The organism is Pseudomonas sp. 14A (assembly GCF_018132745.1).
GTDB classification, from domain to species: domain Bacteria; phylum Pseudomonadota; class Gammaproteobacteria; order Pseudomonadales; family Pseudomonadaceae; genus Aquipseudomonas; species Aquipseudomonas mercuritolerans.
Genome location: NZ_JAGRQJ010000012.1, coordinates 199,746 through 220,431, shown reverse-complemented (window position 1 = coordinate 220,431; position 20,686 = coordinate 199,746). Strand labels below are relative to the sequence as shown.

The window sequence follows — 20,686 nt, the reverse complement described above, 5'->3', positions numbered from 1 at the left end:
CGCGTCGCCTTAGTGTTGGGCAACGGCGGCTGATTCCAGGAGCCGATCTACTTTGATAAACGACTCGTCCTTTGATTGCAGGATCGCCATGATCCCAGGCTGGGTCTCGAACAGCGGACCGTTCACGACATGGCCAAGCTTGAGCAGGTGATCGCCATCATAAATGTTGTTTTTGAGCAGCATGTCGAGGTTGTCCGCCATGTCATTCAAGCGGTCATCGGATGGCTCATTGAATGCTGTGTATTCCTCATCGATCCAGTACATCCAGCCCAAGCGCGCTTGTACTTTCGCGGCTGTCTCGGGCAAATTGAACGCCGCTCTGTCGCCGTCCCACGTTGATTGATCGGTGGCCTTCCAGGTCAGCCATCGCCCACGCTCTTGACCGAAATGAATCGGCGCAGGGCTGTAGACCGCCTCCCAGCAGCCTAGTAACTGGTCGAATGCTTTATCGGCGGTGTAGGCCAGCGCAGCCCATAAACTCGGCTTGTGGAAACTCAGCAGAGTTTGGCCACCTGAACCATCGTTTGCCTTAAGCAGCCAGCGCGCATGAGCCAGAGCTTTTTCAGGATCCCGGGTTGAGATTGCAATTCCCGAAAAGCGTTCCTCACATAGTTCCACAGCGACCTTTGCCACTTTGCCGCCCTTTGGGGCGACCAGCCACAATGGCTCGTCAGGAATCCCTGCAAGGTCTGTCCCGACAAACAGACCTTGGGCGACAACGGGTTCGCCTAATCGATAAAGACGACCCAAAGCGTCTGGCTGGAGCCCTTGGTCGATGATGAAACACAGCGATTCGCTTGTAGCGGGCAGGTCTGAAAAGTCGTAACGAGGCTCTGCGAGGAGGGCGCTCAGCGTTTTTACATGCATGTGCAATCCTTACGGCTGCAAGCGCCGTTACTCTGTTTTCCGCACAGCGGGGTGATACCTGACTCATTAAGACGGGCAGGGAGCGGTGCTTTCCCCGCCTTATCCGCATCCGCAACCTTCATCGGCCCCGGCAACAACGGCGCCGCCGGCGTGCCCACCCCCGGCGCACCACCGGTATTCACCTTCACCTCAGCGCCGCTGATGGTCACGCCACCCGCATCGACCTTGACGAAGCTGCCGCCAGCCTTGGCGGTCAGTTCCATGGCGCCTTCGACCACGACTCTCTGGCCGGCGTAGTAATGTATTTCGTTGCCAGCCTCAACAAACTGCCCAGTCCCCACCTTCACATGCTGCGTCACACCCACTGTCAGGTGATCATCCGCGCGCATTTCGCTGATTCGGTCCAGATGAGTGATCCGGTGCTCTTCAACCTTGAACTCGCTCAACACGTTGGCTTCAACGGTGTCATGCCGTTCGTTGCCGACGCGGATTTTCTGGTCGTGTTCGATGTTTTCGTCCCAGTCGCGCTGGGCGTGGATGTAGATCTGTTCGGCGCCTTTTTTGTCTTCAATGCGGAATTCGTTGTAGCCCTTGCCGCCGGGGGAGCTGAGGGTTTTGAAAGTGCTGCGGGTCTTGTTGGCCGGCAGGTCGTAGGGGACGACGTTTTCCTTGTGGTACAGGCAGCCGGTGACGAGGGGCTGGTCGGGGTCGCCTTCGAGGAAGGTGACGAGCACTTCCATGCCGATGCGCGGGATGGCGATGCCGCCGTAGGCGCTGCCTGCCCAACCGCTGGCGACGCGCATCCAGCAGGTGGTTTTATCGTCGGACTGGCCGTCGCGGTCCCAGTGGAATTGGACTTTGATGCGGCCGTACTGATCGCAGTGGATTTCTTCACCGGGCGGGCCGGTGACGATTGCGGTCTGGCTGCCGAGGACTTTCGGTTTCGGGTGTTCGAGGGCAGGGCGGTAGTGCGCGTCCCACGGGGTGGCGAGGAAGCTGTTGCGGTAGCCCTGGTGGAAATCGCTCTTGTTGTCGGTGACCTCGCTGGTGACGTTTTCACCGAGCACTTGCGGTTGTTTGCCTTCGTGGAAGACTTCCAGCAGCAGCCACAGGTCGTTCCACTCGGCGCGCGGGTGTTCGGCGAGCGTGAGGAAATGGCCGCTGGTCAGCGTCGGTTCATCACCTTTGCCTTCGGCGAGTTTGTAGTCGCTGCGATGGCGTTCGAGGGCGCGGGTCGAGAGGAACTTGCCGCGCTCGCGGGTGGTGAAGCGGCCGGGGTAATCGTAGTCTTCCAGGTCCGGGGCGAATTCGGATTTGACCGCGCCTTCGGGCAGCAGCTTGGGTTTTTCGAAATCGTAGTCGCGCCGGCTGACGCGGGTGGTGCGAGTTTCCAGGCGCAGATTGAAGCGCTTGATCACCGGTTTCTCGGCGGCCATGCCGGAGTCCTGCTGGTAGCTGACCGGCTTCAGTTTGCGGAATACCGTCTGATCGTCGCCGAACACCAGTTTGTGGCCGCTGCTGCTGTGCTGGAAGTGGAAGTGAATGCCTTCCTCTTCGCACAGACGCTGGATGAAATGCAGGTCGGACTCGTCGTATTGCACGCAATACTCGCGTTCCGGGTACTCGGCGCCGAGCTGGAAGCTGTAGGCGTCAGAGAGAATGCCGCGATCTTCCAGCACCTGGGCGATGATTTTCGGCACCGTCAGTTGCTGGAAGATCTGCTGATCATGGTTGTGCTGCAGATAGGCCAGTTGCGGCATCAGGCTGATGCTGTAGCGGGTCAGGGTCTTGCCGGAGTCGCCCTGCTCGATACGATAGACCTGACCGTGAATCTTGCCTTCGCCGGTGGCGCCGAACGTCAGGCAGGCGCGCTTGTGCAGCAGCTCTTCGAGCTTCAGGTCGGGGCGGGCGCTGACCAGTTCGAGGTCGAAACGGAACGGTTCGTTGAGGGCTTCGCGACCGGTGAAGCTGAGGACTTGCAGGTCGGCGTTGGCGTCTTCGATCGAGAGGGTGATGTGGGTTGCATTGGCGTCCAGCATGCCTTGAATTCCGTCCGTTGAATAAGCAGGTGATGGATGTTGCAGGATTAGACGGCCTCATTCAAGGCGCAAATGGCGTAGGTGTGGGGCCTTGATGCCATAGGGAAAACCCTTAGGAGGGCGGTTTGGGCCAGTGAAATCGGGCCTTTCATAGACTTTGATGGTGTTTGAGAGATTGCCATCGCGGGCAAGCCCGCTCCCACAGGTTTCTCGGGTGTAGACAAAATCGGCGTTCACTAAGGTCCTGTGGGAGCGAGCCTGCTCGCGAAGGGCTTCTACAACCAATGCCAGAACCGGCTCCAGAACCCGCGATTGAGGTCTTCCTTGCAGCCGGCATACTGCTGCGCATACAGATCCGAACGGTTCTGCACCTTGCGCGCTGTCGGCGGTAGCCAGGCCTTGCTGGCGTAGGTCTTGTTGCGGAAGCCGCCCCAGCCTTCGTGGTAGTTCAGGTATTGGTTATAGGCGTCGTATTTGTACACGCCGTTGATCGAGGTGGTCTTGTCCATGTACCAGCCGACGAAGTCGATGGCGTCGTCGAAGTCTTCGCGGTCGGCCCAGTTGCGACCGGTGCTTTTCTGGTAGTCGGCCCAGACTTCGTCCTTGGCTTGCGCGTAGCCGGACGCGGTGGAGACGCGGCCCCACGGAATTACCCAGAGCAGGTATTTGCGTGGCGTCTTGGCGTCGTAGCGATAGCCGGATTCCTGATACATGATCGCGAAGGGCACCTGAATCGGCACGCCCCAGCGTTTCTGGGTGACTTGCGCAGCGTCGTACCAGTCGCTTTTCTCGCGGAAGATTGCGCAGATGTCTTCCGGTGAGCGGGGCGGCGAGGTGCCGCAACCGCTCAGCAGAGTGGCCAGGGTCAGGAGGGCGAGGATGTGCCTGTGATTCAAGAGCTGTTTTCCGTCGTGCGCAAAAAGGCCGACAGTCTACGCGCTCAGCTCAATTGATGACGATAGGGCAGATCCGGACCGGTTTTGCTGCAGGTCAGCGCGGCGGCTTGCACGGCGAACCTGAGCATGCCGTCGATTTGCTCTCGACTGAGCTGCTGCACGCCTTCGACGGAGTCCAGCGAATGTTCGGTCAGCCAGGTGATCAGCGCGGCCTGGAAGGTGTCGCCAGCGCCTACCGTATCGGCGATTTTCACTGGGTTGGCCGGTACCGACCACGAGCCATGGGCGCGACTGAACACGGTCGCGCCGTCGCCGCCGCGAGTCAGGAAGACGATCTGGCAGCGATGTTCGAGCCAGCCTTCAATCGCATGCTGCGGATTCTGCTCGGGATAGAGCAGGCTCAGATCCTCGTCGCTGACTTTGATCAGATCGGCCAGGCGCACCAGCGTGGCGATGCGCTCGCGCCATAGATCGATGTTCGGCTCGGGATTGAGGCGCACGTTGGGGTCGAGGCTGATCAGGCGTTCGCCGCTTTCGCGCTGAACCAGCTTAAGCAAGGTGTCGCCGATCGGCTGTACTACCAGCGAAAACGAGCCGATGTGCAGGCCGCGCACCTCGTCGCCGAGCGTCGGCAAATGTGCCTCGCTCAGTTGCCGGTCGGCGCAGCCTTCGCCACGGAAGCTGTAATGCGGCGAGCCATTGGCGCCTACCGCGACCATTGCCAGAGTGGTCGGCGCGGCGAAATCCACCAGATAGTCCGGGCGCACACCTTCGTCCTGCAGCACTTGCTGCAAGCGGCGGCCAAGGTAGTCGGTGGACAGCCCACCAAAGAGCGCCGAGTCCACGCCCAAGCGGCGCAGACCGACGGCGACGTTGAAGGGCGAGCCGCCGGCAATCGCCTTGAAATTGACTTTCGAGGCCAGCCCGCTGGCATCGTTTTCGCTGAAGAAATCAAACAGGGCTTCGCCACACACCAGGTACATAGTTGTTTGCTCGTTATAGGGTTGCGACATGCTGTTGATAGCGTCCGTAGGCCTGCTGGAACGCCGCGACATTGGCGGCGATCGGCAGGGTTTCGCTGCCCGCGTCGAGTTTCACGCAGCGCTCGCACAGCTCGGCCAGGGAGACATCATCGCCGTTAGAGCGCGACGCGCACCACGCCGCTTGAATCGCCGCACCCAGTGCGGCGGCTTCGCTTTGTTCGGTGCAGATCACCGGGGCGTTCATGATGTCGGCGACGATCTGCCGCCACACCGGACTCTTCGAACCGCCGCCGATCAGGCAGATGCGCAGGCTTTGTAAACCATTCTGGCGGAGCAAATCCAGCCCGTAGCGCAAACCGAAGGTGGTGCCTTCGACGGCGGCGCGGCACAGATTGGCTTGGGTCAGGTTGTCGATGGTCAGGCCATGCAAACTGCCGGTGGCGTGGGGCAGGGCGGGAACGCGTTCGCCATTGAGAAACGGCAACATGCTCACGCCCTCGGCGCCGATCGGCGATTGCGCGACCAGTTCGTTGAAGGTCGGCAGATCGAGCTTGAACAGCTCGCGAATCGCGCCGGTCGCGTTGGTCAGATTCATGGTGCAGATCAGCGGCAGCCAGCCGCCGCTGGAGGAGCAGAACGTCGCGACCGAGGCATCGGCGCTGACGTTCGGCTCCTCCGAATAGGCGTAGACCGTGCCGGACGAACCGAGGCTCATGGTGATCGCGCCGGGCTGGATATTGCCGGTACCAATGGCGCCCATCATGTTGTCGCCACCGCCGCTCGAGACCACGGCGTTGGGGTTGATGCCGAGTTGCTCGGCGATTGCCGGGAGGAGAGTGCGGACGGCGGCGTGCGCGTCGATCAGCTCCGGCAGCGCGGCTTGCAAACGGCCGCTGGCGTCGATGTCGCGCAGGATCTGCACATCCCACTGCCGCGTGCGCACGTTGAAGTAACCAGTGCCGGAGGCGTCGCCGTATTCGCTGCAGGCGCGGCCGGTGAGCCAGTAGTTGAGGTAGTCGTGGGGCAACAGAATGCGCGCGATGCGTGAGAAAACGTCAGGATGCTGCTCTTTGGTCCACAGCAGTTTCGACACCGTGTAGCCCGGCGCGATGACCACGCCGAGGCGTTCCAGCGAGCCTTCCTCGCCGCCCAGTTGCGCGAGCAAGCGCTGGTTTTCCGGCGTGGTTTCGGTATCGCACCAGAGCTTGGCCGGGCGCAGCACTGCGCCTTGCTCATCGAGCAGGACCAGGCCGTGTTGCTGGCCGGAGACGCCGACACCGAGGATCGCCTGGCCGTCGACGTTCGCCGCTTGCAAGGCCTGGCGGGTGGCGCTGACGAATGCATCGAGCCACTGCTGAACGTCTTGTTCGCGGCGGCCGTTGGCGCCGCTGATCATCGTGTGCGGCGCCGCGCCCAGACCGAGCACCTGCCCGCTGTCGGCATCGAGGATAATCGCTTTGGTGCCTTGGGTGCCGCAGTCGATACCCAGGAAGAGTTGTTGGCTGGTCACAATGAGGTCCTCAGGATGTCAGGGTGTTTCCGAGTATGGCGGCTATTCGCGAGCAGGCTCGCTCCCACAGGTCAGTGTTCCAACATCACTTGTGGGAGCGAGCCTGCTCGCGAAGACGTCAGTCGCATCGCCGCAGGATCAGGCTAGAACTCGTCCCAGAGTTCGCGAAACCCCAACCTCGCGCAGACTCTGGCAGCACCACTCGAATGCCGCAACAAACTCCGCCGACTTCGGTATCGCCGTGCCGAAAATTTCTTCCACGCCCAACAGGCGCTCGGTGATCAACTCATCGTCCGCCACCAATCCCTGACAGAACGCCGCTCGCGGGTCCGGAATCGAATACGTATCGCCATTCTCATCCACGCCCTTCAAATACAGCGCCCACGCCGCGACTACCAGTGCCGCGCGTTTGGTCTCGCGGCCATCGGCAATCAGCCGATTGATCGTCGGCACGGTGAACTTGGGAAACTTCGACGAGCCATCCGAACACACGCGCTCCAGTTGATCGGCAATCGCCTGATTGGAAAACCGCGCGACCAGCGTGTCCTTGTATTCGCTCAGATCAATGCCCGGCACCGGTGCCAGTTGCGGCGTGACATCCAGATCCATATAAGCGCGCATATAGCGCACGAACAGCGGATCGTTCATGGTCTCGTGGACGAAGCGATAGCCCTTGAGAAAGCCCAGATACGTCAGCGCCAGGTGACTGCCGTTGAGCAGTTTGATTTTCATCTCTTCGTACGGCGACACATCGTCGGTGAACTGCACGCCGACCTTTTCCCACGCCGGGCGACCGTTGACGAATTTGTCCTCCAGCACCCACTGTACAAACGGTTCGCAGACCACCGGCCAGGCATCGTCGACGCCGTGTTTGTCGGCCAGTTGCAGGCGATGCGCGGTGCTGGTCATCGGCGTGATGCGGTCGACCATGGCGTTGGGGAAGCTGACGTTCTGGTCGATCCAATCGCGCAATTGCGGATCACGCAGCGCGGCGAACGCCAGCAGCGTCTTGCGCGCGACCGCGCCGTTGTGCGGCAGGTTATCGCAGGACATCACGGTAAATGCCGGAACACCCGCCGCACGGCGTTTGGCCAACGCGGCGCAGAGGAAACCGAATACGGTGCCCGGCGCCTCGGGATGGGCGAGATCGTGTTGAATCTGCGGCAGGTGCGCCATGAACTCGCCGGTGCTGTCGTCGATGCAGTAGCCGCCCTCGGTGATGGTCAGCGAAACGATGCGGATCTGCGGTTCGGCGAGTTTGTCGATCAGCGTTTGCGCGCCATCTTCGGCCAGCAGCATGTCGCGGATCGCGCCGATGACGCGCACTTCGGTGTCATCGCTGTCACCCAGTTCGAACAGAGTGAACAGGTAATCCTGCTCGCGCAGATCATCGCGGGCGCGGCGATCTTCCGGGCGCAGGCCGACGCCGCAGATTGCCCAGTCCAGCGCTTCGCCAGTGTTCATCAAGGCATCGGTGTAATACGCCTGGTGCGCGCGGTGGAAACCGCCGACGCCGATGTGAGCAATGCCCTGGCGTGTGTCGCCGAGGTCGTAGCCCGGCAGTTGCACTTCGGCGGCGAGGCGGTTGAGGTTCTGTTGGTTGAGTTTCATCGGATAGTCTCGAAATCAGGCGGCAGCGCGCAGTGGGCGGGTCAGCGCCACACCTTCGGCGTCGAACAGGTGGCAGTGAGTCGGGTCCAGACGCAGGCTCAATTGCTCGCCATAACGGCTGGCCAGATCGCCGCGCACGCGCATGGTCAGGGCTTCACCGGCGCTGGTGGTGACGTGGCAGAAGGTGTCGCTGCCGAGGCGTTCGCTGACGTCGGCAGTCACCTGCAACGTGCAGTCGCCGGGTTGCGCCAGCTCTAGATGTTCCGGACGAATGCCCAACGTCACCGCGCTGCCGACGCTGAGGTTGGCGGCGTTGAACGGCAGGGTGATACGCGTGCCGGCGTCCAGCGAAACTTCGCAGCTGGCGCCGTCGATGCGGGCAATCTTGCCTTTGAGGAAACCCATTTTCGGCGTGCCGAGAAAGCCTGCGACAAACAGGTTGGCCGGGTTGTGATAGAGGTCCAGCGGCGAGCCGACCTGTTCGATTCTGCCGCCATTAAGCACCACGACTTTGTCGGCCATGGTCATCGCTTCGACCTGATCGTGGGTCACGTAGATCATCGTTGCTTGCAGGTCCTTGTGCAGGCGCAGCAGCTCCAGACGCATCTGCACGCGCAACGCCGCGTCGAGGTTGGACAGCGGTTCATCGAACAAGAAAATCTTCGGGTTGCGCACGATGGCACGGCCGATCGCCACGCGCTGGCGCTGGCCGCCGGAGAGCTGTTTCGGCTTGCGCTCGAGCATCGGCCCGAGCTCGAGAATCCGCGCCGCTTCGCCAACCTTGCGCTCGACCTCGGCTTTCGGCACGCCGGCCAGATCGAGGGCGAACGACATGTTCTTTTTCACCGTCATGTGCGGGTACAGCGCGTAGGTCTGGAACACCATCGCCAGATCACGCTTGGCCGGGCTGACTTCGGTGATGTCGCGGCCATCGAGTTCGATGGTGCCGCCGCTGACCTCTTCAAGGCCGGCGATCAGGCGCAGCAGGGTGGATTTGCCGCAGCCCGATGGGCCGACGAAGACCACGAATTCCTTGTCGTTCACTTCCAGGTCGATGCCCTTGATGATGGAAAAGCCTTCGAAGCCTTTTTGCAGATTCTTGATTTTCAGGTTGGCCATGAGATGGGCCTCCGCATTGTTGTTATTCGATTGAGCTGGATAAGCTCTTTTGTGGGAGCGAGCTTGCTCGCGAAGGGGCCGTGTCAGTCACCATCATTGTTGGATGACGCTCCGCTTTCGCGAGCAAGCTCGCTCCCACAGTGAATCGCATTAGATTGAGAGGCTTCATTTCACGGCACCAAACGACAGGCCGCGCACCAGTTGCTTCTGGCTGATCCAGCCAAAGATCAGAATCGGCGCACACGCCAGGGTCGACACCGCCGACAACTTGGCCCAGAACAGCCCTTCGGGGCTTGAATACGAGGCGATCAACGCGGTCAGTGGTGCGGCATTCGAAGAGGTCAGGTTCAGCGACCAGAACGCCTCGTTCCAGCACAGGATCAGCGACAGCAGCACGGTCGAGGCGAGGCCGCCCTTGGCGATCGGCAGCAGCACGCGGACCATTTCCTGCCACAGCGTCGCACCGTCGAGGCGGGCGGCTTCGAGGATGTCTTTGGGGATGTCCTTGAAGTAGGTGTAAACCATCCAGACCACGATCGGCAGGTTGATCAGCGTGTAGATCACGATCAGCGCGATGCGCGTGTCGAGCAGGCCGAAACTCTTGGCCAGCAGGTAGATCGGCATCAGCACGCCCACCGGCGGCAGCATCTTGGTCGAGAGCATCCACAGCAGCGTGCCTTTGGTGCGCTGGGTTTCGTAGAACGCCATCGAGTACGCCGCAGGCACCGCGATCAACAGGCACAGGGCGGTGGCGCTGAACGAGATCACCACCGAGTTCCAGGCGAAACTGAAGTAATCGCTGCGCTCGTTGATGTGCAGGTAGTTCTCCAGCGTTGGCGTGAAGATGAACTGCGGCGGTGTGGCGAAGGCGTCGATTTCGCTCTTGAAACTGGTCATCACCATCCAGAAGATCGGGAAGAAAATCACGATCGCGATGGCCCAGGCCAGGGTGCCGAGCAGCAGGCTTTGCAGGCGGCGGGATTGTTGGAGGGTCATGGCAGGCCTCACGCTTTGTCAGTCAGGTTTTTGCCGATCATCCGCACCAGAATGATCGCGGCGATGTTGGCGATGACCACGGCAATCAGACCGCCCGCCGAGGCCATGCCGACGTCGAACTGCACCAGCGCCTGGTTGTAGATCAGGTAGGCGAGGTTGGTCGAGGCGTAGCCGGGGCCACCGTTGGTGGTGGTGAAGATTTCGGCGAACACCGAGAGCAGGAAGATCGTTTCGATCATCACCACCACGGCAATCGGCCGCGCCAGGTGCGGCAGGGTCAGGTGCCAGAAGATCGCGATCGGGCCGGCACCGTCCAGGCGTGCGGCTTCTTTCTGTTCCTGATCCAGCGATTGCATGGCGGTCATCAGAATCAGGATCGCGAAGGGCAGCCATTGCCACGAAACGATGATGATGATCGACAGCAGCGGGTAGTGCGCCAGCCAGTCCACCGGTTGCGCGCCGAACAGCTTCCAGATGTAGGCGAGGATTCCCGAGACCGGGTGGAAGATCAGGTTCTTCCAGATCAGCGCACCGACGGTGGGCATGATGAAGAACGGCGAAATCAGCATCACCCGCACCAGGCCGCGACCGAGGAATTCGCTGGCCTCCAGCAACGCGCTGATCAACACACCGAAGACCACGCTGATGAGCAGCACGCTGCCAACGAGCAACAACGTATTGGTTGCGCCGGGCATGAAACCCGAGTCGGTGAGGAAATAGGTGAAGTTCTCCAGCCCCACAAACTCGTTTTCACCGGGGTAGAGCAGGTTGTAGCGGATCATCGAAAAGTACAGGGTCATGCCCAGCGGCACGATCATCCACAGCAGCAACAGCGCCACCGAAGGGCTGACCAGAAACCAGCCGGGATTGCGCACCCGCAGCTTGCGCTGGGGTGGCGACAGGTCGATGTGGGCTTTGGCAGTTGAAGTATTCATGGCATTCACAACCGAGTCATACAGACCTATGGAGATCCCCATGTGGGAGCGAGCCTGCTCGCGAAAGCGCCGGATCAGTGTCATGTGTACTGGCTGACACGACGCCTTCGCGAGCAGGCTCGCTCCCACAAGAGGCAGGAGCAAGTCGTGCAGCGCTTACTTGGGATAACCCGCGCGCTTCATCTCTCGTTCCGTAGTCTGCTGCGCCGCCGCCAGCGCCTGATCCACCGTGGTCTGGCCGATCAGTGCCGCCGAGAACAGCTTGCCGACTTGGGTGCCCACCGCCTGGAATTCAGGGATGGTCACCAGTTGAATGCCAATGTACGGCACCGGTTTCAGCGTCGGCTTGCTCGGGTCAGCGGCCTTGAGTGATTCCAGCGTCACCTTGGCAAACGGCGCGGCGCTCATGTAAGCATCGCTGTAGGTCGAAGCGCGGGTGCCCGGCGGTACGTTGGCGATGCCATCGGTCTTGGCAACCAGTTCGCCGTACTCTTTGGACGTGGCCCAGGCGCTGAAGGTTTTTGCTGCGTCCTTGGCCTTGGAACTGGTCGGAATCGCCAGCGCCCACGAATACAACCACGCCGAGCCTTTATCCGTGACCTGATGCGGAGCGAAGGTGAAACCGACGTGATCGGCGACTTTGCTCTGCGTCTTGTCGGTAACGAACGAGCCGGCGACGCTGGCGTCGACCCAGATCGCGCATTTGCCGCTGTTGAACAGGGCGAGGTTTTCGTTGAAACCGTTGCTGGATGCGCCCGGCGGGCCGGATTTCTTCATGGTGTTGACGTAGAAATTCAGCGCGTTTTTCCACTCCGGGCCGCTGAATTCCGGTTTCCACTGCTCATCGAACCAGCGTGCGCCATAAGCATTGGCGACCGTGGTCACCAGCGCCATGTTCTCGCCCCAACCAGCCTTGCCGCGCAGGCAGATGCCATATTGCTCTTTGTCTTTCTGGGTGAGCTTTTCCGCGAACCCGGCGATCTCTTCCCAGGTCGGCCGCTCCGGCATAGTCAGCCCGGCTGCCTTGAACAGGTCGGTGCGGTAATAGGTGATCGAACTTTCTGCGTAAAACGGCAGCGCATACAGCGAACCCTTCACCGACAGGCCCTCACGCACCGACGGGAAGACGTCGTCGAGGGCGTAACTGGCCGGCAGGTCCTTCATCGGCTCCAGCCAACCCTTGCCGCCCCAGAGTGCGGCTTCGTACATGCCGATGGTCAATACGTCGAACTGGCCGCCCTGAGTGGCGATGTCCGTGGTCAGGCGCTGACGCAGGACGTTTTCTTCCAGCACCACCCAATTGAGCTTGATGTCCGGATGCTCGCTCTCGAAGGTTTTCGAGAGTTTCTGCATGCGAATCATGTCGCTGTTGTTGACGGTGGCGATGGTCAGAGTCTGGGCGCCAAGGCTGACGCTGCTGAGGGTCATGCAGGTGAGAGCGAGCAGAGCTTTTGCAGTGGGTTGCATCGTGCACTCCTTTTCTGGCACCCGACGGGGCAGAAGGACAGTTATTGTTTTTGTGTCTTCCGAATGCAGGAAGAATCTGCGCTGATTACAGCCTTCAACGGCGGGGCTGACAAATCATCCCTAGCACTTATGTCGATACTTTTTTGCACTGGCGTTTGGTGGGGGGAACGCAGGGAAGGGGTTTTGCGCGAAGGATCGTTCGCGAATGCGTACAGATTTCGCCAGCCGGGGCACGGTTTTTTGTGGGAGCGAGCCTGCTCGCGAAGACGATATCCCTGTCACAGGGTTCTTGACTGACAGACCGCTTTCGCGAGCAGGCTCGCTCCCACAGGGATAGTGTGGTCAGAGATGGTTCTGTTCAGTCAGCCGCTGCACCGCCAGCCGCCGATAGTGCGACGGCGTCATGCCCTTGAGTTGCTGAAAGCGCCGATTGAAGTTGGAAATATTGTTGAAGCCCGACTCGAAGCACACCTCGGTCACCGGTTTGTCGCCATCGGCCAGCAACTCGCAGGATTTGCTGATGCGCAGGCGGTTGACGAACTCGATGAAGTTGCGCCCGGTCGCCTGTTTGAACACTCGGCTGAAGTAAGTCGGCGTCATGCCCAGATGCTCGGCCACTTCCTCCAGTGAAATGTCCCGGGCGTAATGGCTGAAGATGTAATCGACCGCGCGGTTGGTGCGGTCGATGTTATGTTCGTCGGCCAGTTGCGGGGTGGTGGCACCGGACAACAACTGGAAATCATCACTGGCCGCGAGCAATTCCATCAGGATGAAAAAATGCCCGAGGCGAGTGATGCCGGTGCTGTCGGCGATCCGCTGCATGAGCGTCATGGCCTGACGGATCGTGCGTTTGCAGCGGAATTCGATGCCGTACTGCGCACGCTCGAGCAGTGGCGCCAGGGTTTTCAACTCAGCAAACACCTGATGGCCGCTCTCGAACAGTTCGTCGGTGAAGTTGACCAGCATGTCGCGCTTCTCGACCACTTCGTCTTCGGCGACCTGACTGATCCAGTTGTGCGGCAAGTTCGGACCGGTCAGAAACAGCGTCTCGGGATAGAAATTACCGATGTAGTCGCCGATGAACACCTTGCCGGAGCTGGCGACGATCAGGTGCAGTTCGTATTCCTTGTGGAAATGCCAGCGCACCAGCGGGCACGGAAAGCCGTGCTGGCGATAGATGATGGATAAACCGTTATGGTCATCCATCAACTCGTAAGAGGGGTCGGTCACGCGAGCGGTTCGAGTCATGACGGGGCACTTTTTTATTATTGCTGCGCGATGATGCCTCGTTTTCCGACATTTGTGCCACTTCCACCTGATCGTGGCTGGGTACCGCGCTTAGCTGGGCTTGTCGTGAGCCTTTTGCAAGTTGGCCATTTGGCAAAAGCGCACAATGTTCGAGTTTTTGATGAAATCGAAATTGATGATATTGCACTTGCGCGCCCAGTCGGTCTTACCTGGGTCAAACCATTCGTCAAGGCTGTCGAGGATTCGCTGAGGACCACCGAGGGTGAAGCTGGTTGCCGATAATGACCATGGGCGGCGTGTGCTGACGGGGTTGCTTAGAACACCTTTGATATAGCCATGCAGATCCGTGGTGTTGACTTGAGTCTGCCCGATCCATTTGTGCTGGATCGGACTTTCGAAACGGGATTCCTGCGTTTCCCAGGTCATCGGCGCGGCCACCATGATGCGTTGCAATGGATTGATGGCTTTGAGCTGGCCAAGTGTCAGATGCAGGTTTTCGGTGGGAATGATTCGCTCCCCAAGCTGTTCCAGCAAAGCTGATTTGAATTGCGCATGATTGAATGGGTCGTTGACGCTGGAAAGTTCATGAAAGTCGAGAACGATAAATTCATTCCGGCTCCGTTCCTGAAATCCCTTCAGATCCCTGACGAGGTCTTCAAGAGTTCGCGAAGAGGTATAGCCATTGTGATGGAAGCGAAATCTCCCCAGATGGTTTGCCTCGCTGTTGTAAATGAGGCGCAGGTCAAGTGCGCGAGCACCGCGATTCAATTGCGAATAAAAGGACACGTCCTGACAGGCAAGCCAGTTTTTGCCGGGAATCAAAGCGTAGGAGGCTTCCCAGTCACACCCGGCGTTATGTGCGCCGGGCAGGGTCATCTCGAATAACGAAAGTTTGTCGAGTAGTGGAGAATCAGCCATCCATTGATGAGTTTGAAAAGTATCTTGGTCTTGCATGTTGAACATCCTGCCAGATCGTTAATGAAAGTTTTGCGCGCAGGATGGTTATAGGCATATTCGGTTTATCGCGATAGTTTGCTTTCAATGCAAGTCGTGTATGGGCTGTGACTACCGCTCCGTAGAATGTAACTGGTTCTTGGCTTCAATCCATTGAGCCATGTATTGGGTACTTTTGAGCGTGTGATGACGCAACATGGCACCGGTAAAGTTGTCGTTTCTAAGTTGTGCCAAATGTTGTCGGCAATCGTTGATCCTGTTGATGAGAAGAGGGCCGTGGACATTGCGCTGGTAGCGTTGTTGCAACAGTGCTTCAGCCAGAACCTGCGCGTGCTGCCAGCGTGACGGATCTTCGTGCAACTGCACCGCCTGTTCGGCGAACGTGTTCGCGTCAAGGACAACCGCTCCGGGCCAGGGACTGTCGCCGTGCATGGCTTCGGCGCCAGTCGGTGTGGTCACACTCGGGGTGCCGCAGAGCATGGCATCGACCAGTTTGCCCTTGATTCCCGCGCCGAAGCGCAGTGGCGCGAGGCAGACCCGTGCTGCAGACATCACCTCAAGCGCATCTTCGGCCCAGTTCATGATGTGAAAACCTTGAGCCGGGTTGTGCAAAGCAGTCGCCTTGGGGGGCGTGTAGGCCCCGTAGATGTGCAGTTGCGCGCGTGGCAAGCGCGCGCGGATCAACGGCCAGAGGGTGGTTTTCATCCAGAGCACGGCATCCCAGTTCGGCGCGTGGCGGAAGTTGCCGATGCTGAGGAAATGCGCGCGCTCGGCGAAACCACGCGGCGCCGTGGTTGGAATATCTATCATCAACGGACACCAGTGCAGAATCTGGCGGGGCACGCCGAACTCCTGCACCAGCAAATCGATTTCGACTTCGGAAATCATCAGGTTCAGGTCGCAACGATACAGCGCGGCGATTTCCCGTTTGGCCAGATCGGTACCCGCCATCAGCTGGAATTCTTCGTGCAATGCCGGGGAAAACAGTTCGCTGAAATCAGTCTGTTCGTCGTTGCTTTTGAGCCGGTCCTTCAGGCGCTGATGGCGCGCATGACGCAGACTTTGCAGATCGGAGGTCTCCAGAATACGAAGGGCATCCGGGCAGTTTTTTTCCACACGCCAGCCAAACTGTTCTTCCATCATGAACTGGTCGAACAGCACGATATCCGGTACCAACTCGCTGATGAACGTATCGAAACTGCTGTTGTTGAGCTCGATCGGTACTTCGCGAATGCCCAGCGATACGAGGTCAGCCTTGTGTTCACCCGGGCCGGCCGGGCTGCTGAACGTGATGTCCCAGCCTTGCTCGAGAAACGTTTCGAGGATCTGCATGACATGCCCGCTGGCCGCCGACGAACGCGGTTCTGGCCAGACGTAGCCGATGACCAGAACTCTGGTGGTACACGAATGGCTCACGACTGATCCTCTGACCCATGGAAAAAAGGGCGCAATTAAACCACAGCGAAGTGATTGAAATGCACCCTGTAGCCCTTTCACCGCCGATCGTTTGCGCGTTCAGCTGACCGGTTTGGCGAGATTTAGCAGCAGCGGCCCTTTCAGGAACTTGCCAGCAGCGGTCTTGCTCACGGCATATTCGATAGTCTTGATATTGAAGCTCAATATGGCCGGGCGGGTGTGCGCTTGATCGAGCAGGGACACCGCAAGCATGTAGGACTCCGCATTGGCCAGCGCGGGGTGATCCTGGACCAGTTTCGGCAGACTCGCCTTCATCTGGTCGAACTGGACGAAACCCGGTCTGTACGCCAGCGCGTGGTGCGGATTGATCAGGTTGTCCGGGTGAGCCTTTCGCGCATCTCGGGCCAGCTCCAGCAAACCGACCGCATCGAATTCCGCATGATACAAATCGGGGTACACCTGGCCGTAATACAGATCAAGGGTGTCCGGGCCACCGTGGGACATTTCATGGATGAGTACGTCGGCGACGCTACCGTCGTCGTAGCGGGACAACTTGTAGAACTCATCGAGATTGTCCGGGTAGATCGAAAGAAACTTGCCGGCGGATTCATCGATGGTCTTGCCGGTGCGCAGCGCCGTCTTCCAGCGCTTGTAGGCCGGTGGCGACAGCGATGCAATCACGCCGGGTTGATGCGGGCGGAAGGTGACGTTGCTGAAACTGATCGATTCCAGATCCCTGCGCATGGCGCGCAGGTGCTTGGACACATGTTCAACCACTTCATCGGAATCATTGCCGAACACATGCCTGAGCACTGCGGGAATGTCGTCATTGGAGGACAATTCCATCAGCGCGCTGATGGAATTGTCCAGCTTGCTGCGCGCCACAGGAATGGCTTTTTTCAGATAGCCACGGGTGTAACTGAACGGCTTGAAGCCGCCGAACAGACGCTTCAACGGTGCGAAGTTGCCCAGGTCGAGCAGTTTCAGGCGCGGTCCCCAGGCACCGCCGGTGCGGATGTTCAGCGCGTGCCAGTCCTGGTTGCGCTCGAGCACCGCGATATCGACTCCCTCGCCAAGCGCATCGCCCCCTCGCCACGTCGCCTGATACACATCGCGGGTGGGGGAGAGCCTGATCCAGTCATGACCGTCGGCGCCATGCATCAATCTCCTCAATAGCACGCTGGCGGTGTGCGCGGCATCGAGCGCGCTGGCTCCGGCAAACACGACGCCGCGCCTGGCCAGTTGAAAGCCTTTGCGGGCGAGGGCGGGCACGCCATCGAGCGGGTTGGCCAACGACACCGCCGCACGAGCGACAGCTTTGGCGACTTTCAGCAGTTTAAGGGTGGTCGACCCGGTCTTGGCGAGGATGCTCGCTGCCGACGCGCCAAGACCAACCAGCAGGCCGATCACCGACAGGCCATCCAGAACGCAGCCACCAATACCTTCGGAGACGCGGTCGGTGCGTCCGGAGCGGATGTCTTCAACGCATTGTTTGAATGGCACGATGACGTTGATTGCCAGGTTTTCGATGGTTTCCCTGGTGGTGCGCCATTCTTCCAAACCGTTGCGCACATCCAGTGCTGCATACAACTCTTCGCGGCTGGCGACAGGATGGTTGTCCAGCACGCACTCGGCGATCGCATCCAGTTGCGCTGAAAAGAACAGCGCAACCGCCCGCACATCAGTCGCGTCGAGTTGCAACTGCCAGAGCTTTTCCACCACCACTTTGGAGGTCATGCCCGGGCGTGATTCGCTGCCCTCGCGATAGGCGGCGTAATCAAGAGGCCACTGGCTCGCTTTGTTCTTGTCCTGGAAGTCGTACTTGCTACCGGTATACGAGAGGGTCGGACGTTGATGGATGAGGCCGGTGCTTTGCAACTTGAGCGCCAGATCGGGGCGCTCGCGACAAACGCCGCGCAACGTGAACAGCTCGTAAGCGCGGATTTGATCACCGTTGCCGCAGCAGAGAATGATCCCGTAACGCCCATGGGCTTCATCCCGCTGGATTTGCGTTTCCTGATTCGGATTCAGCGGATTGACTTCTTTGCGGACGGTGTAGAGGGTTGTTTTGCCGCGGGTCAAGGCGAGGCGATCGTCCTCCGGCATTTGCGTGATCGCCATTTTGATCAGGGACGACAAGCCCTCGCGCACGTTCCGGTAGTAACCATCGAATGCCTGATCAAACAGTTGCGACGGCGATTGCAGTTCGCCGAGGCGGGCAAAGGCACCGGCTGGAGCGCGGAAACTGTCGCGGGGCTTGAATTTGTCCGAGAGTTTTCCGTTTTCGACCAGGTCCCCGGAAAGGTACAGATCGAGAATCGACAGGCGCAGGCGCAGCAGGCCGTTGATTGCATATTCGTTGTTGCCGGTGGTGCTGGCGAGCAAATCCCAGAACTCGCTGAGAATCCCCGCCGGATGCGCAGCCTTCAGACCTTCCAGCCAGCTGCGCTCTTCGAAACTGCTCAAATACTTTATTTTGAAGGCTTTCTGTTCAAGGTAGGGGCCGGCGGGCATGACCTTTTCCAGCGCTTGCAAGGCGATTTTGCGCCGGTCGGGGGGCGTAGCGGACAAGCCGGTTTCAGACTGGGCAAGGGCCTGCATATAGCGCGAGAAATAAGCGGTAGCCTTGATCACCGCAGCGTTGTCGTAGTCTTTGGCACTGCGGTAAGAGATGACTCCGTTCAAAACCGCCCAGTCCACCACCGCCGGGATTGCCACCGCTTCGTACAATTTGTCGAGGTCAGTGGAAACACCTGTCAGCTCGGAAAATGCCTTGATTTGCGCAAATGTCATTGCTCGGCAGCTGCCTGGCGCGAGGTGTTCGATGACGGCAGCGGTCTGGCGCGCTGTTACCCAGCCAGGCTTGTCCAGCGTCAGCCCGGGCGGGATTTGCGCAATCAGCAGCTCCGGTGCCGCACCCGCCAGTAACAGATGCGCTGCCAGTGGCGCGTTGTGCGCCTCGCTCAGGCCGACGTCAACCAGATGCTGTTCGAACAGGATGCGTACTTCGGCCGCGCTCCGTGCGCTATTGGCCGGTTGATAGAAGTCATAGCCGGCGAGGAGGGGCTGATCGGAGCGCAATTGCATGTCGATGATCAGCGCAGCCAGGACTATCTCGTCGAGCTGGCGATCGCGGACGGCTGAATCATCGGCCTCCAGATGCCAGCCAAGCCGCTCGTGCAACGTGACCCCGAGTGCGCGAGCAGTCTTTCGACGCAGGAAGTTTTGCAGAAACTTGTCCGCATGCTCACGTATATCCTGCGCCGGGATCAGGTTGAAGTTGGCGAACGCCACTGCCTGCAACAGGCTTGTCGCACCTCGGGTCAGCTCATGTACGGTCTGGGTGATGACGTGGCGTTCTGCGATCGATAAATGAAACGGTGAGGATTGATCAGCGTGGAGCAACTCGTGGTAGTCGCCCAGGATGGGTGGTTCAGGCAGTTCGAAGACAAGCCACTCAATCAATACCCTGGTTTCGCCAAGCGTTGTCGGCAAGTTATAACCGTGAAAATTCAACCATTGCTCTATGCCGATCACTTCACCGGAATAAATAACGCCGCCAGTGTCCTCTGCCAACTCGGCGAGCATGTCGAGCTCTTCGCTGAATACGCTTGTTTCTTCACTATCAAAAGCAACGCTGAACCGATGGGATTCAAATTCCGAATCATAAACAATAAATAGCCTGGACTCGGTGTTGACCCCCAGCTGCATGTCATCGGCATATGAGTGTTTGCGCAGTAATTGCAAAAAAGCAGGCGCGTTGATTATCTCTTTGAAGACGTTCCGTGCTGGTTCGCAACGTTCGTCAAAGCTGCTGCCGACGACCCGAGGCATGAAACGATCTTGCACATTGAATACTGTACTGGAGGGGCGCGAGGCGCTTGCCGCATAGCTGCCGACGGAGACGTGAAGCTCGGTTGCTGCAATCGCCTCGGTCAGTGCCCGGGCCATTAGCGCGCGTTCCTGTTTGTCATACGCGCTGCGGTCGACGGTGACAGCCACGTCGGCTGAAATGAACTTCATGGGCTCTATCCTGAATTTATTGAATGGTGTTTGGCAAACGTTCCGTTATTTGCATGACGGGGCCAAGGATTACTCAGGATAGAGCTGGCAGGTTAAGTGATGGCAGTATTAGTTAGTTGCTGATTGTTTTTGGATGTGACAAGTTGCATCCGCGACGGGCAGCTATCAGGTTTATTTCAGAATGCTTTTAACTTTGTCGCGCAATTGGTCAATAGAGAAGGGCTTGCCAATGACCTGCATATCGCTGGGCACATCAATAGTCTCGGCATAACCGCTGGCGAACAGGATGGGCAGAGCAGGGCGCAGCTGACGGGCCCTTTGAGAGAGTTCGCGGCCATCCATGCCAGGCAGGCCGTGGTCGGTCATCATCAAATCGATGGCGTTACCAGAATCCGCAAGAATCGCAAGCGCCTTGCCGCCGTCTTCAGCCTCCAACACGGTGAATTCCAGCTCCTCCAGCACATCCACGATGAGCATGCGCACGATGTCGTCATCTTCTACGACAAGGATAGTGGAGGCATTGGCAGACATGGCAGGACTCTCAGAAAAATGAAATCGGGGGATACCGGGCAAGCGAATTTTGCCGGACTCTTGCATGAGTAAGTGGCGCATAGCCACAAGT

At 59.2% G+C, this 20,686-nt stretch carries 15 protein-coding genes; all 15 read right to left on the bottom strand.

Annotation, left to right across the window (positions count from 1 at the left end):
- Positions 1-9: 9 nt before the first annotated feature.
- The 15 genes from PS14A_RS13310 to PS14A_RS13240 all read right to left on the bottom strand — a co-directional run bounded on the left by PS14A_RS13310 (position 10) and on the right by PS14A_RS13240 (position 20,595).
- Complete coding sequence (locus tag PS14A_RS13310) at positions 10-867, bottom strand: DUF4123 domain-containing protein (protein WP_212616424.1); 858 nt, start codon at positions 865-867, stop codon at positions 10-12.
- Positions 858-2,906, bottom strand: coding sequence for a type VI secretion system tip protein VgrG (locus PS14A_RS13305; protein ID WP_212616423.1), 2,049 nt, complete (start codon positions 2,904-2,906; stop codon positions 858-860). Before PS14A_RS13305 ends, PS14A_RS13310 begins: the two co-directional genes overlap by 10 nt.
- A gap of 275 nt (positions 2,907-3,181) precedes the next feature.
- The gene (locus PS14A_RS13300; protein WP_016774877.1) at positions 3,182-3,802 is read right to left on the bottom strand and encodes a hypothetical protein; all 621 of its coding nucleotides are present in this window, start codon (positions 3,800-3,802) and stop codon (positions 3,182-3,184) included.
- Positions 3,803-3,846: 44 nt separating this feature from the next.
- Positions 3,847-4,785, bottom strand: a complete 939-nt coding sequence (locus PS14A_RS13295) for a carbohydrate kinase (protein ID WP_212616422.1) — start codon at positions 4,783-4,785, stop codon at positions 3,847-3,849.
- Between the two features lie 13 nt (positions 4,786-4,798).
- Positions 4,799-6,295 carry a xylulokinase gene (gene xylB / locus PS14A_RS13290; RefSeq protein ID WP_212616421.1) on the bottom strand — a complete coding sequence of 499 codons (1,497 nt, stop codon included), beginning with the start codon at positions 6,293-6,295 and terminating at the stop codon, positions 4,799-4,801.
- Positions 6,296-6,433: 138 nt separating this feature from the next.
- A complete protein-coding gene (locus PS14A_RS13285; RefSeq protein ID WP_212616420.1) occupies positions 6,434-7,906 on the bottom strand; it encodes a mannitol dehydrogenase family protein in 1,473 nt (490 codons plus the stop codon).
- 15 nt (positions 7,907-7,921) lie between these two features.
- A complete protein-coding gene (ugpC, locus tag PS14A_RS13280; RefSeq protein ID WP_073476158.1) occupies positions 7,922-9,025 on the bottom strand; it encodes a sn-glycerol-3-phosphate ABC transporter ATP-binding protein UgpC in 1,104 nt (367 codons plus the stop codon).
- 165 nt (positions 9,026-9,190) lie between these two features.
- Positions 9,191-10,021 (bottom strand): carbohydrate ABC transporter permease, encoded by an 831-nt coding sequence (locus PS14A_RS13275; protein WP_016774872.1) that lies wholly within the window; start codon positions 10,019-10,021, stop codon positions 9,191-9,193.
- An 8-nt stretch (positions 10,022-10,029) separates the two neighbouring features.
- Positions 10,030-10,956: a sugar ABC transporter permease gene (locus PS14A_RS13270; RefSeq protein WP_041480415.1), complete on the bottom strand. Its 927-nt coding sequence runs from the start codon at positions 10,954-10,956 to the stop codon at positions 10,030-10,032.
- 156 nt (positions 10,957-11,112) lie between these two features.
- Positions 11,113-12,423 carry a sugar ABC transporter substrate-binding protein gene (locus PS14A_RS13265; RefSeq protein WP_039761571.1) on the bottom strand — a complete coding sequence of 437 codons (1,311 nt, stop codon included), beginning with the start codon at positions 12,421-12,423 and terminating at the stop codon, positions 11,113-11,115.
- Positions 12,424-12,765: 342 nt separating this feature from the next.
- On the bottom strand, positions 12,766-13,671 hold the full coding sequence (locus tag PS14A_RS13260; RefSeq protein WP_137213696.1) for an AraC family transcriptional regulator: 906 nt from the start codon (positions 13,669-13,671) through the stop codon (positions 12,766-12,768).
- 90 nt (positions 13,672-13,761) lie between these two features.
- Complete coding sequence (locus PS14A_RS13255) at positions 13,762-14,625, bottom strand: phospholipase (RefSeq protein WP_130911307.1); 864 nt, start codon at positions 14,623-14,625, stop codon at positions 13,762-13,764.
- Between the two features lie 111 nt (positions 14,626-14,736).
- The gene (locus PS14A_RS13250) at positions 14,737-16,041 is read right to left on the bottom strand and encodes a glycosyltransferase (protein WP_212616419.1); all 1,305 of its coding nucleotides are present in this window, start codon (positions 16,039-16,041) and stop codon (positions 14,737-14,739) included.
- A gap of 99 nt (positions 16,042-16,140) precedes the next feature.
- Positions 16,141-20,064: a hypothetical protein gene (locus tag PS14A_RS13245; RefSeq protein ID WP_212616418.1), complete on the bottom strand. Its 3,924-nt coding sequence runs from the start codon at positions 20,062-20,064 to the stop codon at positions 16,141-16,143.
- A gap of 171 nt (positions 20,065-20,235) precedes the next feature.
- Entirely contained in the window at positions 20,236-20,595 is a 360-nt protein-coding gene (locus PS14A_RS13240) for a response regulator (protein ID WP_137213693.1), read from the bottom strand.
- Positions 20,596-20,686: the final 91 nt, after the last annotated feature.